General features: G+C 48.8%; 18 protein-coding genes. 7 read left to right on the top strand and 11 right to left on the bottom strand.

Features of this window, described 5'->3' with window-relative positions; genetic code table 11:
- Positions 1-36 precede the first annotated feature (36 nt).
- Both CWI84_RS01555 and hda read left to right on the top strand, forming a co-directional pair.
- The gene (locus tag CWI84_RS01555) at positions 37-1,113 is read left to right on the top strand and encodes a DUF2066 domain-containing protein (RefSeq protein WP_126840813.1); all 1,077 of its coding nucleotides are present in this window, start codon (positions 37-39) and stop codon (positions 1,111-1,113) included.
- The gene (hda, locus tag CWI84_RS01550; protein WP_126840812.1) at positions 1,113-1,844 is read left to right on the top strand and encodes a DnaA regulatory inactivator Hda; all 732 of its coding nucleotides are present in this window, start codon (positions 1,113-1,115) and stop codon (positions 1,842-1,844) included. The genes CWI84_RS01555 and hda overlap by 1 nt, the downstream gene beginning before the upstream one ends.
- Positions 1,845-1,846: 2 nt before the next feature.
- Here hda and CWI84_RS01545 read toward each other — a convergent pair whose 3' ends face one another.
- The 3 genes from CWI84_RS01545 to arsC are packed head-to-tail and all read right to left on the bottom strand — an operon-like array spanning position 1,847 to position 3,176.
- Positions 1,847-2,260 (bottom strand): DUF2069 domain-containing protein, encoded by a 414-nt coding sequence (locus CWI84_RS01545; RefSeq protein ID WP_241968697.1) that lies wholly within the window; start codon positions 2,258-2,260, stop codon positions 1,847-1,849.
- The gene (wrbA, locus tag CWI84_RS01540; RefSeq protein WP_126840811.1) at positions 2,257-2,832 is read right to left on the bottom strand and encodes an NAD(P)H:quinone oxidoreductase; all 576 of its coding nucleotides are present in this window, start codon (positions 2,830-2,832) and stop codon (positions 2,257-2,259) included. Before wrbA ends, CWI84_RS01545 begins: the two co-directional genes overlap by 4 nt.
- Positions 2,829-3,176 carry an arsenate reductase (glutaredoxin) gene (gene arsC, locus CWI84_RS01535; protein ID WP_126840810.1) on the bottom strand — a complete coding sequence of 116 codons (348 nt, stop codon included), beginning with the start codon at positions 3,174-3,176 and terminating at the stop codon, positions 2,829-2,831. Before arsC ends, wrbA begins: the two co-directional genes overlap by 4 nt.
- Positions 3,177-3,233: 57 nt before the next feature.
- On the opposite strand from arsC, the gene CWI84_RS01530 reads away from it, so the two are divergent.
- Positions 3,234-3,680 (top strand): TlpA family protein disulfide reductase, encoded by a 447-nt coding sequence (locus CWI84_RS01530; protein ID WP_126840809.1) that lies wholly within the window; start codon positions 3,234-3,236, stop codon positions 3,678-3,680.
- Positions 3,681-3,682: 2 nt separating this feature from the next.
- On the opposite strand, the gene bepA is transcribed toward CWI84_RS01530, so the two are convergent.
- On the bottom strand, positions 3,683-5,125 hold the full coding sequence (gene bepA / locus CWI84_RS01525; protein ID WP_126840908.1) for a beta-barrel assembly-enhancing protease: 1,443 nt from the start codon (positions 5,123-5,125) through the stop codon (positions 3,683-3,685).
- Between the two features lie 146 nt (positions 5,126-5,271).
- On the opposite strand from bepA, the gene CWI84_RS01520 reads away from it, so the two are divergent.
- On the top strand, positions 5,272-6,348 hold the full coding sequence (locus tag CWI84_RS01520; protein ID WP_126840808.1) for an AI-2E family transporter: 1,077 nt from the start codon (positions 5,272-5,274) through the stop codon (positions 6,346-6,348).
- 49 nt (positions 6,349-6,397) lie between these two features.
- Here CWI84_RS01520 and bcp read toward each other — a convergent pair whose 3' ends face one another.
- Both bcp and CWI84_RS01510 read right to left on the bottom strand, forming a co-directional pair.
- On the bottom strand, positions 6,398-6,868 hold the full coding sequence (gene bcp, locus CWI84_RS01515) for a thioredoxin-dependent thiol peroxidase (RefSeq protein ID WP_126840807.1): 471 nt from the start codon (positions 6,866-6,868) through the stop codon (positions 6,398-6,400).
- A gap of 9 nt (positions 6,869-6,877) precedes the next feature.
- On the bottom strand, positions 6,878-7,432 hold the full coding sequence (locus CWI84_RS01510; protein ID WP_126840806.1) for a glycine cleavage system transcriptional repressor: 555 nt from the start codon (positions 7,430-7,432) through the stop codon (positions 6,878-6,880).
- Between the two features lie 154 nt (positions 7,433-7,586).
- Here CWI84_RS01510 and dapA point away from each other — a divergent pair, with 154 nt between their 5' ends.
- Genes dapA through purC form a run of 3 tightly spaced genes read left to right on the top strand, consistent with a single transcriptional unit; the run spans position 7,587 to position 10,297 of the window.
- On the top strand, positions 7,587-8,480 hold the full coding sequence (gene dapA, locus CWI84_RS01505; protein ID WP_126840805.1) for a 4-hydroxy-tetrahydrodipicolinate synthase: 894 nt from the start codon (positions 7,587-7,589) through the stop codon (positions 8,478-8,480).
- Positions 8,477-9,568, top strand: coding sequence for an outer membrane protein assembly factor BamC (gene bamC / locus CWI84_RS01500; RefSeq protein ID WP_126840804.1), 1,092 nt, complete (start codon positions 8,477-8,479; stop codon positions 9,566-9,568). The genes dapA and bamC overlap by 4 nt, the downstream gene beginning before the upstream one ends.
- Positions 9,569-9,586: 18 nt before the next feature.
- On the top strand, positions 9,587-10,297 hold the full coding sequence (gene purC / locus CWI84_RS01495; protein ID WP_126840803.1) for a phosphoribosylaminoimidazolesuccinocarboxamide synthase: 711 nt from the start codon (positions 9,587-9,589) through the stop codon (positions 10,295-10,297).
- Here purC and CWI84_RS11785 read toward each other — a convergent pair.
- Genes CWI84_RS11785 through CWI84_RS01470 form a run of 5 tightly spaced genes read right to left on the bottom strand, consistent with a single transcriptional unit; the run spans position 10,294 to position 13,049 of the window.
- Positions 10,294-10,383, bottom strand: a complete 90-nt coding sequence (locus CWI84_RS11785; protein ID WP_241968704.1) for a hypothetical protein — start codon at positions 10,381-10,383, stop codon at positions 10,294-10,296. The two genes, purC and CWI84_RS11785, sit on opposite strands and share 4 nt — an antisense overlap.
- A gap of 26 nt (positions 10,384-10,409) precedes the next feature.
- Positions 10,410-11,129: a M15 family metallopeptidase gene (locus CWI84_RS01485; protein ID WP_126840801.1), complete on the bottom strand. Its 720-nt coding sequence runs from the start codon at positions 11,127-11,129 to the stop codon at positions 10,410-10,412.
- Positions 11,113-12,273 (bottom strand): succinyl-diaminopimelate desuccinylase, encoded by a 1,161-nt coding sequence (dapE, locus tag CWI84_RS01480; protein ID WP_420843700.1) that lies wholly within the window; start codon positions 12,271-12,273, stop codon positions 11,113-11,115. Before dapE ends, CWI84_RS01485 begins: the two co-directional genes overlap by 17 nt.
- Complete coding sequence (locus CWI84_RS01475; protein ID WP_126840800.1) at positions 12,252-12,599, bottom strand: Spx/MgsR family RNA polymerase-binding regulatory protein; 348 nt, start codon at positions 12,597-12,599, stop codon at positions 12,252-12,254. The genes dapE and CWI84_RS01475 overlap by 22 nt, the downstream gene beginning before the upstream one ends.
- The gene (locus tag CWI84_RS01470) at positions 12,600-13,049 is read right to left on the bottom strand and encodes a PTS glucose transporter subunit IIA (RefSeq protein WP_126840799.1); all 450 of its coding nucleotides are present in this window, start codon (positions 13,047-13,049) and stop codon (positions 12,600-12,602) included. It lies immediately after the preceding gene.
- Positions 13,050-13,063: the final 14 nt, after the last annotated feature.

Below are 13,063 nucleotides of genomic sequence, written 5' to 3'. Positions count from 1 at the left end.
TTGTAATGAGCACGTTTTTTCAGCAAAAGGATATCCATGCGTTTGACCCGAGCCCTTTGCGGTTACTTACTTTGCGCGTCATTGTTGGTGGTAACAGCGCTGCCGGCACATGCCGAAATTCTTGAAGATCTCTATAAAAGCCAAGTATCGGTGAATACTCAGACCGGGCAAGAGCGCAGTCGCGCACTTCGGGAAGCGTTTAAGCAAACGTTGGCGAGGGTGAGTAATATCAGTGACTGGGATAACGTTGCGCCAGCAATTGATCGCGCCCTAGCGGATGTTGATACTTATTTGATTCAGTACGCTTATACCCAACATAACGGTCAGACGTTTTTGCAGGCTGAGTTCGATGAGACCAAAATAACAGCGTTATTACGTTCTGCACAGTTGCCCATATGGGGTAAACGCCGACCTCAGTTAATGTTGTGGATGGCGGTCGAAAGCCGTGATGGCGAACGCAAAATTCTCGCCAGCGACAGCGAATCGATTTTTACCCAGCAGTTGCGTAACCAAGCCACCATTCGCGGTGTACCCATGGCATTGCCACTGATGGATCTTAGGGATGCTATGGCGGTGAGCTTAACCGACGTGTGGGGGCGTTTTATCAGCCCCATTCGCCGTGCAAGCGAACGCTATGATGTTGATGGGGTGGTAGTGGGTCGCTTGCTGTATCAACCTGAGCAACAGCCGAATTGGCGGCTAAACTGGTATTTAGAAATCGGTAACGAGCGCTTGCATGGGCAAATTAAAGGCAATGATCCAGATTATATGGCGGTACCGTTAGTGGACGACATTGGTAACCGTTTGGCGCAACAGTTTAGTGTCCGCACTGACGCCGGTGAAGCGTCGCAGCTCATAGTAGAAATTGAAGGATTAGATTCGCTGGCAGATGTATTAAATGTGGAAAGTTTTTTGAAAAGTATCGCTGCAGTACAACGAGTGCAATTGGAACAATACGGTCATCAGCAAGGGCGCTTCAAACTATGGCTACTGGGTAGTGCCGAGCGGGTCTATCAAGCAATCGATCTGGATGGTCGTTTAACACAGCATCAGCGGTCACCGTTCGCAATGCCCGAAACCCTTACAGCAAACCGCTATGTGTGGTCCGATTGATGGCTGAAACACGCTCTGCTGGACCGCAGCAGCTTGCTTTAGCGGTGCAGCTTCCTGATGATGAAACCTTTGTTACCTTCATAGAGGGGGCAAATGGGCAAACCTTGTCGATGTTAAAAAACTGGTTGCACCAACCCCCGCAAGATTCCATCAGTGCCCGCATGAGCTTGGTTTGGGGTGCGCAAGCTGCTGGTAAGTCTCACTTACTGCATGCGCTATGTGCCGCCGCCGCAGAACGACTGACGGTAATGTATATGCCGCTAAGGGAGCTGGCAGGGCAAGCCTCGCCGGCGATGTTTGAGGGGCTCGAGCATTACGACCTGATCTGCCTTGATGACATTGATGAAGTGTTACAGCAGCAACAGTGGGCAGAGGCACTGTTTGCCTTAATTAATCGCTTAACTGACCATAGTCGGAGTCTATTATTGATCACCGCTTCACAGTCTTCGCAACATTTGCAGGCAGCCTTGAATGATTTGTTATCAAGATTGCAATGGGCCGCGACTTATCATTTAGAGCCGTTAACCGATGAGCAAAAGCGCGAAGCGTTAATTGTCCGTGCGGAACAACGTGGGCTGGAGTTAGGTGATGAGGTTGCGCGCTTTATGCTATTGCGCTTGGGGCGCGATATGCGCGACCTAATGCAGTGTTTAGAGCGTTTAGATCGCGCTTCGATGGCACAAAAGCGGCGCTTGACCATTCCCTTTATCAAACAAGTGTTGGCTATTTAATCCTACTTTTGTTTTTTCAGTCCTAAGCCTAATACGCGCCCTTGATAGCGTGCATAACCGGTCGCCCCAATAAATGCCAAGCTGGTTAATAGTAATTCAATGGCAGCAAAAACGCGCTCATCAGGATGGGTGTAAAGGGTGGTCAATGAATGCAAGAAGTACCAAACCAAAATGAAGTTTGCCCAAGCATGGGTATAAGGTTTGCCTTTAATGATGCCATGCAATGGCAGTAACAGGGGCACAACCCACAACACAACACTAAGGTAGGTCGGCAATTGGCCGAGGCTAGCTTCACGGGTGCTAAATTGCCAAAAAGCCACAAACAGCAGCAGAGGAATATAGCTGATAAGGGTTAAACGGCGCATGATTTTGGCACGTCTTGGGAAATCTTCAGGCACAATAGAGCGGTCGGTCATGGCTTAGGTAACTCCTGCATAGCCTTAGCAATTTGGCTCACACGTTGGCCAAGGCGGATAGCACATTGCCGTTCGTGAGCGCTGAGTGTATTGGAAATGCCATCAACATGGCTAGCACCGTAAGGGCTACCCCCAGATTGGGTTTGTTGTACGGCGGGTTCGCTGTAAGGTATTCCAACAAGGGTCATACCATGGTGCAGTAATGGTAATGCCAGCGTCAGGAGCGTGCTTTCTTGTCCGCCATGCAAACTTTGGCTGGAGGTAAATACCGCTCCCGGCTTGTCCTCTAGTGCACCCGCTAACCATTCACTGCTGGTCGACTCCCAGAATTTTTGCAGGCCACTTGCCATGTGCCCAAAGCGGGTCGGACTGCCGAGAATCAGTCCGTCGCACTGTTTCAGGTCATCACGGCTAATGCTGATATCGCGAGCACTTTTTGCCTCGCTATCACTCTCAACGGTGCGCATTAGCGGTTCAGCGCCGGCCTTGCTTACCCCTTCGGCTATTGCGTCAGCAAGTTGCTGAGTGGCACCATGGCGACTGAAATAGAAAATGACAATGCGGCAACTCATAGGATATTTAGCACCGCTTCAGGGGGACGTCCCACTTCTGCTTTATCACCGTTAACCACAATTGGCCGTTCCAGCAGCTTAGGATAGCTTGCGATGGCGCTAATGAGTTGTTGCTCGGAACTGTCTGCGGTTAAACCGGCTTCTTTATATTCTGCTTCTTTGCGCCGCACTATCTCGCTCGCGGAGCGGTCCAGCTTAGCGAGTAATGCGCGAATTTGGCTTTCGTCCAATGGCGTTTTCAAATACTCGACCACTTCTGGCTGAATACCTTTTTTTTCTAATAACGCCAACGTCTGGCGACTTTTTGAGCAGCGCGGGTTGTGGTAAATGACGACTTGGTTCATTGATCAATTCCTTTTACCATGGGGAAAGCCTATAGCTTACCTTAGCCGAGGAATAACATGAACCTTAACAAAACAATTGCGCTGTGTTTTCTGCTGTTAATTAGCGGCTGTCAGCCGCAAGCCGACTTTCATTCTGATGACCAACAAAGCTATCAGTGGCAACAGTTACAAGGAAAAACGGTGGTGGTCAATTTTTTCGCGGAGTGGTGTGCGCCTTGTTTACGTGAGGTTCCCGAGCTTAATCGTTTTTACCAACAAAAGGGCGATGATGTGAAGCTTTTTGGCGTTAGCTTCGACCCGATGTCGAATCAACAACTTGCAGCGCTAAAATCCAAGCACCACATTGGTTACCCTCTGGTGCTACCGAATCCTGCGCCAAAATTCCCATTCGAACGGCCCAAAATGCTACCTGCGACCTATATTGTCCATTCCGATGGCAGTGTCACTGGGCCACTACTGGGTGAGCAAACCGTGGAATCACTAAATCAGGCGCTACGCAAATAGCCCTAAAGCTGCTCTGCTTGGTGGCGCAGTTCGCGTATTTGTTCAATACGACCATCCAAACGGTTGTGGGTGGTATCGTTGTCGGTATGGTTATGTGCGGTTTGTAGTTGGTCGATAGCAATGTCATACCGTCCTTGCATGACCATCACCTCTGCGCGCGACTCATACATTGCGGCAAGATTCCCTGCTTTACCATAAGCGTCTACCAGCATTTGTTGCGCCAGATAGCTGTCTGAATGGTGTAATAAATAGTCCCGTAGCACTGCAATAGCCAGTTGCGGGTTATGGTTTTTGAGCGCAGCATTGGCCAAATTCATGGTAATGGTCTGTTCATTAGGGCGTCGTTCATAGGCGGTGCGCAGCATATCTTGGGCCGCTTGCGCATCTCCCAATCCGAGCAATATGTCAGTTTCCACGTCAAGATAGAAAACGTTTTGTGGGTCATCGTCTAACAGCGGCTTAAGATAGTCCTGTGCTTGTTGTGGGTTGCCCTTATCTAACGCAATGATCGCAAGGCCATAACGCCCAGCACGCTGCTGAAATAATTGTGTCGACTGTGCCATTTGAGCAAACTCAGACGCGCTTTTGTCGTGCGTATAACGTGCTTGGACGCGGGCTTTAGCGAGCATAAAATTTAGGCTGGGCGCTACGTCTACTGATGGTAGTGCCGCCGCCCTAGAGCGAGTATCCGCAATACGCGACTCGGGTAACGGGTGGGTCAGCAACATTTCCGGCGGCTTAGAAGTATAACGATACTGCTCAGCTAAGCGGGCGAAAAAGTTGGGCGCCGCTTTAGGGTCAAACCCAGCATGATATAAGGTTTGCATACCGATGCGATCAGCCTCTTGCTCGTAAGCACGGGTATAATTAATTTGCGACTGGGCAGATGCGCCAACTGCCGTGTAAAGGCCCGCTGCCCCCGCTTCAGGGTTTGCTATTCCCAGAAGAATAGCACCAATCATACTGGCGATAGTTAGCGGTGTTGACCGTTGTTGTTCTTGCATACGTCGAATCATGTGACGTTGTGTAATGTGAGCTATTTCGTGGCCTAGAACGGCGGCAAGTTCCGACTCTGTTTGTGCCGCTGCAATTAAGCCGGTATGCACGCCAATATGGCCACCAAAGAATGCGAAAGCATTGATGGACGACTGATTGATAAGGAAAAATTCAAATGGAAATTTTACACCATCGGTGTTTCGAACCAACTGCTGGCCGATCCCAGAGACATACTCTTGTAATACAGGATCTGAGATCAATGGCGCAGCTAACCTGATTTGCCGCATGTAGATTTCGCCAACACGTTTCTCTTTTTCGATTGACATAACTGCTGCGGCAGTCGTTCCTATTTCAGGAAGTTGTTGACGTTGCTGCGCATTGCTAGGGCTTGAAACCAGTACATACGATGAGCAGCAAAACAGGATAAGTAAGAGTCGAGTTGTGTTCATGAACAGCCAATCAGTCATTTATTGCGTTTTAGCATAGCATTTTGAACAGCAAGGTAAAAAAGAGTTCCTTTTTCTCGTTCTTTACTGTTTCTTGGAAATGGCGCTGGTATTATGCCAGCATACTTTTTTTAAAATGGACAGCCGCTATGTGGGACGCACTTAAAACTTGGTGTAGGCGTAAGTTCTCAGATCCTAATGCAAACACGCTATTGTTGTTAGTGATAGTTGGCGTCCTGTTGATTGTATTTTTTGGCGGATTGCTGGCTCCCATTCTTGTCGCTGTCGCTTTGGCTTATTTATTGGAATGGCCGGTATTACGATTAATGCAAGTAGGGATTCCACGGTTTTCGGCGGTGGTTATCACGTTCACCTTGTTTATTGGTGTGGCGATTGCCTTGATGCTGTTTCTCGTGCCAGTGGTCTGGCAGCAAAGTGTCAATTTAATTGCCGAATTACCGGATATGTTTGCCGACTTACAAGTGTGGCTGCATAAGTTGCCGGAAATGTTTCCAGGTTTTGTTGACCAAGGTCAAATTAATGAACTACTGCTTGCTGTTAAGCGCAGAGTCATGGGCTTAGGTGAGGGCATACTCAAATCGTCGCTAAGCTCCTTGGTGTCGGTTATGGCATTATTGGTATATTTGATTGTGGTGCCGTTACTGCTGTTTTTTATGTTGAAGGATAGGGCTGTACTGCTTCGCCACATGAGCTACCTATTACCTAAAAACCGACAACTGATCGCCCAGGTCGGCAGCGAAATGAACATTCAAATTATGAATTATATTCGCGGTAAAGCACTTGAAGTTGCTGTGGTTGGGGTTGCTACTTTCATCGTGTTGATCAGCTTTGACTTGCGATACGCGGCGTTGCTTTCAGTGTTGGTTGGCTTGTCTGTGTTGATCCCCTACATTGGCGCAGCAGTGGTGACCTTGCCAGTTGTATTAGTTGCACTGTTTCAATTCGGCTTAACCAGTGACTTTGTGTATGTGGTGTTAGCGTATTTAGTGGTTCAGGCGTTAGATGGCAACCTACTTGTGCCGTTACTATTTTCCGAAGCGGTAAACCTGAATCCGGTATACATTATTGCTGCGGTGATATTGTTTGGCGGTATTTGGGGATTTTGGGGCGTGTTCTTCGCGATTCCGTTAGCGAGCTTGGTTAAGGCCATTATTACGGCGTGGGCTGGCAGAGCACTGCCTGTGGATTCAGGCGCGGTAAACTAAATGACTGCGCGCCCACGCGTTTTTTAACAACTGTGGGCGCTTGCTGGGCTTAGTTGTCAGCTAAATGGTCTAACACAACTTGATGGTGGTCCTTGGTTTTGAACTTATCGAATACGTGACTGATGGTGCCGTCTTGATCAACTAAAAAGCTGATGCGGTGAATACCATCGTATTCTTTGCCCATAAATTTCTTTAATCCCCAAACACCGAAATCTTCCGCGACTTTGTGGTCTTCGTCGCTCAACAAGGTGAAATTCAAATCATCGCGTTCAGTGAATTTTGCCAAACGTTTAGGCGCATCAGGACTAATGCCAACCGATACCACGTTGTGTTTAGCCAATGCCGCTTTTTGGTCACGCAGATTTTGCGCTTGTACGGTGCAACCGGGCGTCATGGCTTTCGGATAGAAGTACACCAGCACGCGGTGTTGTTTTAGCAACTCGACTAATTCGACGCTGTTTTCCTCGGCGTCCAATAGTTTGAAATTTGGGGCTTTGTCGCCCGCCTGCAAAGTATTCATAGACACTCCTTAAAGATAACGCTTCGGGTGGTCGCTATCGCTACTGTCCGTCTCGATAAAGCGACATTGAATCTGTTGTTCCGCACAATACGCTTGCAGAGCCTGTTTTAGATCGTTAGTGCTAGTACGTTCTGGAACGTCAAGGTTCATTGATATGTGCAGCGGATGCTGACTGTCTTTGCCGATACTATCACTCCGCAACGTCACGATGTTTACGTCTCTTTCCGCCAGTAGCGCGCTCACGCCCGCGAGAACGCCCGGTGCATCGTTACCTTGCAATTTAACGTGGACGATATGCGCTAAATTTACTGGCGCGCGTGGTCTGGTACGCTTAGTCATGGTGAGTAGCTGCATCTCTGCGGCAGCACCGGGTAAGATGACCTCTAGACGATCGATAATGGCAGGATCGCCCGCCAGCAACAGCGTGATCAGAAACTCTTCGCCAAACTGAGCCATGCGGCTATCAACGATATTACCACCTTGTTGGTGGATCAACTGGGTAAGGTCGCTCACCAAACCGGCGCGATTTTCGCCCATCGCAGTCACAATTAGTTGCTGGTTCACAAGGCCTGCCTTAGTTAGTGATAAAGCGGTGGTATAATAGCGGAGAAATGAATAATAAAAAACCGTGAACCTTTTCGTCAGTTTGTGCTCTGACACTTGTGTTTATCAGTGCCTAGCTTTACCATTGTCAGCCAAAAATAATAGCGGAGTCTGTATGCTTAAGGGCAGCATAGTTGCACTAGTTACCCCTTTTACGAAATATGGAAATATCGATTACAGCGAACTTGAGTTTCTGGTCGAGCAACATATAAGAGCTGGTACCGATGCTATCGTTGCCGTGGGCACGACTGGCGAATCAACGACCCTAACCCATGATGAGCATATCGATGTTGTTCGAGCTGTGACAGAAATTAGCGCCGGGCGGATCGGTGTGATTGCTGGTAATGGCTCAAATTCTACCGCTGAAGCGGTGCAGCTTACCGAGCGCATGGGCATACTCCCCATCGACGGCTTTTTGAATGTTACGCCTTACTACAACAAGCCCATGCCTGATGGTTTACTGGCGCACTATAGTGCTTGTGCCGCCGCTTCAGATAAGCCGCAAATCCTGTATAACGTTCCCGGCCGAACGGCATCAGATATGACACCCGATATCGTCGAACGTCTTGCTGAAATCGACAATATTGTGGGCATAAAAGAGGCGACCGGTGATGTTGAACGCGTTCAGCAATTGCGCCAGCGTTGTGGAGAGTCGTTCATTCTCCTGAGTGGCGACGATCCTACCAGTAAAGATTTTATGTTGGCTGGTGGCGATGGTGTTATCAGTGTCACGGCTAATATTGCACCTGAGCAAATGAAGGCATTAGTCGATGCAGCTTGTGCCGGTGACGCTGAGCGCGCTGCAGCCATTGATAAACAATTAGTGCCGTTGCACCAAATGTTATTTATCGAATCTAATCCTATCCCCGTAAAATGGGCCCTTGCACTGATGGGGTGGTTACAAGCGAATTATCGGCTTCCACTAACCGCGCCAACGGAAGGACACCAAGCAGAAATCCGTAGAGTGTTAGAGCGAGCGCATTTAATTGATGTCCAGGAGCAATCATGAAGTTGAGTAAAGTGGCGGTTATTGTAGCCTTAAGCGCTATAGTTGGCGCGTGTAGTAGTACCGACCTACAGCAGGTGCAAGGAAAAGCCGATTACGTAACGGAACAACAACTGCCAGACCTTAAGATTGCCAAAGGCTTAGCCGCTCCAAATACTCGTGACGACTACAACATTCCTAAACCTTCGAATAACAACGCACCCATTGGTGATGACGTGAACGTTATGGCACCAGTCCAAGTGCGTCCTTTAGCCTTAGGTTCGCAAACGAGCGAGACAGACGGAGCAGTTGATGCCAGTTTTGACTTAGTCGATGGAATGGGTGATTCAATTGCGGGATTCGTTTGGGGCGCAACGGAAACCGTGTTGGATCGGCTTGATATTGCGGTTGATGAACAGCAAATGCTTAAACAGATTCGTACTGGGCGAGCGACTTATATCTCGCGAATTGCCGATGACAATCAACCGTACTTCACCTTTGTTAAAGATGCGTCAAGCTTTCCAAATAGTTCAACGATGAACTTTGTTATCCAGTTCGACACAGCGGCGCATGGTCGGTCGACCGAGATCGTCATTAGTGCAGAGAATTTTCAGCACCACGGGCCGCAGGCTGTAGCTGACGAATATGTTAAGCACAATGCTGCCGCGACGTTATTGAATGATATTATTTCAGAAGTTAACCGCGAGCATCAGTTAAACTTAAAAACGCGCTTAAAAAATGGTTTAGATGTTGAACGTGGCTTTAACGCAGACGGCGAACCCGCGTACATTATCGACTCTGATTTCGATAGCGCCTGGTCGGTGTTGGAGCCTGCATTGAATCAAAGTGGCTTTGTGGTTTCTGACTTAAACCGTGAAACGGGTGTCTACTACACGGACTATGCCGAGCCAGATTCAGGATTCTTATCCTTTGGCAGCGACGACTACGCCGATTATGGTATCGCTGAAGGTGAGTATGAGTTCCGTATGATTGAGCAAGGTACGCGGGTCTCGGTAACTGTTTGGTATAACGACAAAGTGGTAGATAGCGCTTGGATTAATAAAGTATTCCAAGGTCTATCGACGGCAATTAAAGCGCAAAGCAAGATGTAACTGGTGAGTGAGAGCCCTATGCAAAAACGTGACGAGCTGTATCGAGGTAAAGCAAAAACGGTTTATACAACTGACGATCCACAACGCCTAGTGTTAGCGTTCCGCAACGACACTTCAGCGTTTGACGGTGAGAAAGTTGAACAATTAGACCGTAAAGGAATGGTCAACAATAAGTTTAATCATTTTATTATGACTAAACTGGAGCAGGCGGGTATTCCAACGCAGCTTGACGAATTGCTGAGCGACACTGAGTCGTTAGTGAAAAAGCTCGATATGATTCCAGTTGAATGCGTTGTGCGTAATATTGCGGCGGGCTCTTTGGTGCGCCGTTTGGGTGTCGAAGAAGGTAAAACGTTGAATCCACCAACGTTTGAGTTTTTCTTGAAAAACGACGCACTGCACGATCCAATGGTGAATGAATACCACATTCAGGCATTTGGTTGGGCGACCGCTGAACAAATCGCGACCATGAAACAGCTCACGTTCAAAGTTAACGACGTATTGAAAAAGCTGTTTGAAGATGCAGGTTTATTGCTGGTCGATTACAAGCTAGAGTTTGGCGTATTCAACGGCGATATCGTCTTGGGTGATGAGTTCACCCCCGATGGCTGCCGTTTATGGGATAAAGAAACCCGTGAAAAGCTCGATAAGGATCGCTTCCGTCAAGGCCTTGGTGGTGTAGTCGAGGCCTACGAAGAGGTGGCAAAACGCCTCGGCGTATCGCTTTAATCCTCGACCTTTGAATCTTTCTGCTCGGGCGACTGAGACTTCTGTTGCCCGGGCCATTTAAATTTGGCCGCGTATTTCAGTACCATAATATTACTTACCACCACGCCGACCACTAAGGCGACGAGTAGCCACACCAAATATCGGTCCATCCGTCGTCCTCACATATATTGTTAACGTACTTTTCGAAAATTTCTGGCAGTTGCTCAACAATAATTGCCATTCCGGCAATCGGCTGAGCCGCTAAAACCTGACGATAATCCGCTACTGATAATTGCTTCAACGTTGGCACTGATACCGCTCGGTAACTCAGGTGCCAAGGTTCGCTTGCAACACCGCCTTGATAACGCGCATAAGGGAAGAAAAAACCGTAGTGCTTAGCATGTTGCCGCAACCAACACCAAGCTTGGTAGCAGGGGCCGTTATCATCAACGTACTCTGACGGTACCAATTGCAATTGCCGCGTTTCGTCGGCAAATGGGCGTGGGTCGTAAACATCAAAATCACTACCCCAATGATGTCTGCTAAGCCCTGGTAAGGCAGACCAATGCAGAATTGCCGCTAATTTTTCACCAACACTCAGTTGCTCGTTAACAAGTGGTTTGCCCTGTTGGTCGAGCAAGGTGCGCTGCCCTTGCCACTTGGCGTTCCAAATTTGTGCCTGCCGTTGAAAACTCCGGTAACCGCTCGCTATTGCGAGCTCAACACCTTGTTGCTGAGCATCACGCTGCATCTGCTGCCAGGCTTCAATGGCCGCTGAGTGCAATTGCTGATCACCCGTCACGGGCTGCAGATGGGTGGTTGCTAAACCATAGCGTTCATCGAAGTTGAGCATAGAACCCTTTTAATACCTGATAATAGATATCGGTTAAGGCAATAAGATCGGTTATCTTAACGCACTCATTCACTTTGTGTATGGTGGCATTTACTGGACCCAGCTCCACAACCTGAGCGCCAGTTGGGGCAATAAAGCGTCCGTCTGAGGTGCCACCCGCTGTGGACAGCTGCGGTAGCTGACCGGTGCAGTGACTAATGCTCTGCTGAACGATGTCCAGCAGCACCCCAGCTTCAGTAACAAAAGCTTCACCATTCAGTTTCCACTGACATTTCGCCGTTATACCCGCCTCGGCAATCAACGCTTCGACGCGCTGCTGGAGCTGTTCTGCGGTCACTTCGGTGGAGAAGCGGAAGTTTGCCTCAACTTGGAGCTCCCCCGGAATAACGTTGCCGGCGCCTGTGCCAGCATGAATATTGGAGATCTGAAAGGTGGTGGCTGGAAAAAATGCGTTGCCATTATCCCAATGCTCAGACACCAACCGTTGCAACAAGGGCGCAAAGCGATGCACTGGATTATCCGCCAAATGCGGATATGCGACGTGACCTTGCTGGCCGATAATGGTTAATGACAGCGATAATGAACCACGGCGCCCGTTCTTGACGATATCACCAATAGTGTGGGTAGAAGAGGGCTCGCCAACAATACACCAGTCAATGTTTTGTTGCCGTTGCTGCAGGGTTTCGATAACCCGTTTGGTGCCATTAATAAACGGTCCTTCTTCATCGCTCGTAATCAAATAGGCAATATCGAAAGGCAATGCAGTATGTTCGGCCATAAAACGCTCTGTGGCGACAATCATCGCCGCAAGGCTTCCTTTCATGTCCGCGGCGCCACGGGCATATAAATATCCGTCATGCTCGGTCGGTTGAAACGGTGGAAATCGCCAGCTAAGCGGATCGCCTGTTGGTACAACGTCGGTATGGCCAGCAAAGCAGAAAACGGGTTTGTCTGATTGGGTGCGTGCCCATAAGTTGGTGGTATCTTCAAATACCATCGTTTCAGTACTAAAACCCAACGCACGTAAGCGTTCAGCGATGACGGTTTGGCAGCCTTCATCGGCAGGCGTAATCGATGCGCGAGCCAACAGTTCGTGGGCTAAGCGCAGTGTCGGATGTTGTGTCATTTCAGTTGCTGTTGCCATACTGATTCCGAAAATCCATTGATTAGGGTAGCATCTTCCAACTCGAGCAGCGGCCGCTTAATCAATGTGGGTTGAGCAATGATGGTATCTACCCACGCGGAAGCATCGGTTTGTTGTTTTTGTTCTTCACTCAACTGGCGCCAGCTAGTACTGCGCTTATTGATAAGTTTCTCCACGCCAAGTGTCGTTAACCAATGATTGACCTTTTCAGACGTTAACGGTTGTTCACGGAAGGAAACGAACGCAAACGCGATGTCGTTAGCCGTTAGCCATTTTTGTGCCTTTTTAACGGTGTCGCAGTTAGCAATACCATACATCGTAATCATTTAAACCACTCCATCTTCAAATTGTGCAACCTTTTCTCCGACCCTAATTCGGCTAATATTTTGCCATTGCCAATGAGGATTATCGCAATAGATTGCTAAACACTGTGCGGCTGCCGGAAGGCTCCGCAAAACACTGGTGTTGACGCGAGCAAGCAATTCACCCTGAGCGATATGTTCGACGTTACGAGTGCTTTCACGCCGTTGGCAAGCGGGATGCAATTGTTCTACCTGCCCCAGGAGCAGCGTTACGCTGTCTCCTTGTGGAGTTTGCAATAGCCAATAGTGACCAGCAGCAGAGCTCTGTATGATGGTCGCGTCACAGGGGGCGAAAATCTCATTGCCGGTAACCGTTAGAGTAATGCCTTGCCCAGCAAAACCATGACGAATAATGGCGCTAGGGTGAGATGTCGGCGGACAAAGGCGGCCGTTAACGGGAGCGAACAATTGCATGACGATGAATGCCA

The sequence above is a fragment of the Idiomarina tyrosinivorans genome, assembly GCF_003987475.1.
Lineage (GTDB): Bacteria > Pseudomonadota > Gammaproteobacteria > Enterobacterales > Alteromonadaceae > Idiomarina > Idiomarina tyrosinivorans.
This window is presented reverse-complemented; position numbering and strand designations above follow the sequence as displayed.

What these genes read in the sequence shown, in the direction of transcription:
- CWI84_RS01555 (WP_126840813.1), top strand. Translation starts at nt 37, where the DNA reads ATGCGTTTGACCCGAGCCCTTTGCGGTTACTTACTTTGCGCGTCATTG.
- CWI84_RS01475 (WP_126840800.1), bottom strand. Translation starts at nt 12,599, where the DNA reads ATGATTACGATGTATGGTATTGCTAACTGCGACACCGTTAAAAAGGCA.
- purC (WP_126840803.1), top strand. Translation starts at nt 9,587, where the DNA reads ATGCAAAAACGTGACGAGCTGTATCGAGGTAAAGCAAAAACGGTTTAT.
- CWI84_RS11785 (WP_241968704.1), bottom strand. Translation starts at nt 10,383, where the DNA reads ATGGTACTGAAATACGCGGCCAAATTTAAATGGCCCGGGCAACAGAAG.
- dapA (WP_126840805.1), top strand. Translation starts at nt 7,587, where the DNA reads ATGCTTAAGGGCAGCATAGTTGCACTAGTTACCCCTTTTACGAAATAT.
- CWI84_RS01470 (WP_126840799.1), bottom strand. Translation starts at nt 13,049, where the DNA reads ATGCAATTGTTCGCTCCCGTTAACGGCCGCCTTTGTCCGCCGACATCT.
- CWI84_RS01530 (WP_126840809.1), top strand. Translation starts at nt 3,234, where the DNA reads ATGAACCTTAACAAAACAATTGCGCTGTGTTTTCTGCTGTTAATTAGC.
- bepA (WP_126840908.1), bottom strand. Translation starts at nt 5,125, where the DNA reads ATGAACACAACTCGACTCTTACTTATCCTGTTTTGCTGCTCATCGTAT.
- CWI84_RS01485 (WP_126840801.1), bottom strand. Translation starts at nt 11,129, where the DNA reads ATGCTCAACTTCGATGAACGCTATGGTTTAGCAACCACCCATCTGCAG.
- hda (WP_126840812.1), top strand. Translation starts at nt 1,113, where the DNA reads ATGGCTGAAACACGCTCTGCTGGACCGCAGCAGCTTGCTTTAGCGGTG.
- bamC (WP_126840804.1), top strand. Translation starts at nt 8,477, where the DNA reads ATGAAGTTGAGTAAAGTGGCGGTTATTGTAGCCTTAAGCGCTATAGTT.
- bcp (WP_126840807.1), bottom strand. Translation starts at nt 6,868, where the DNA reads ATGAATACTTTGCAGGCGGGCGACAAAGCCCCAAATTTCAAACTATTG.
- CWI84_RS01520 (WP_126840808.1), top strand. Translation starts at nt 5,272, where the DNA reads ATGTGGGACGCACTTAAAACTTGGTGTAGGCGTAAGTTCTCAGATCCT.
- CWI84_RS01545 (WP_241968697.1), bottom strand. Translation starts at nt 2,260, where the DNA reads ATGACCGACCGCTCTATTGTGCCTGAAGATTTCCCAAGACGTGCCAAA.
- wrbA (WP_126840811.1), bottom strand. Translation starts at nt 2,832, where the DNA reads ATGAGTTGCCGCATTGTCATTTTCTATTTCAGTCGCCATGGTGCCACT.
- dapE (WP_420843700.1), bottom strand. Translation starts at nt 12,273, where the DNA reads ATGGCAACAGCAACTGAAATGACACAACATCCGACACTGCGCTTAGCC.
- arsC (WP_126840810.1), bottom strand. Translation starts at nt 3,176, where the DNA reads ATGAACCAAGTCGTCATTTACCACAACCCGCGCTGCTCAAAAAGTCGC.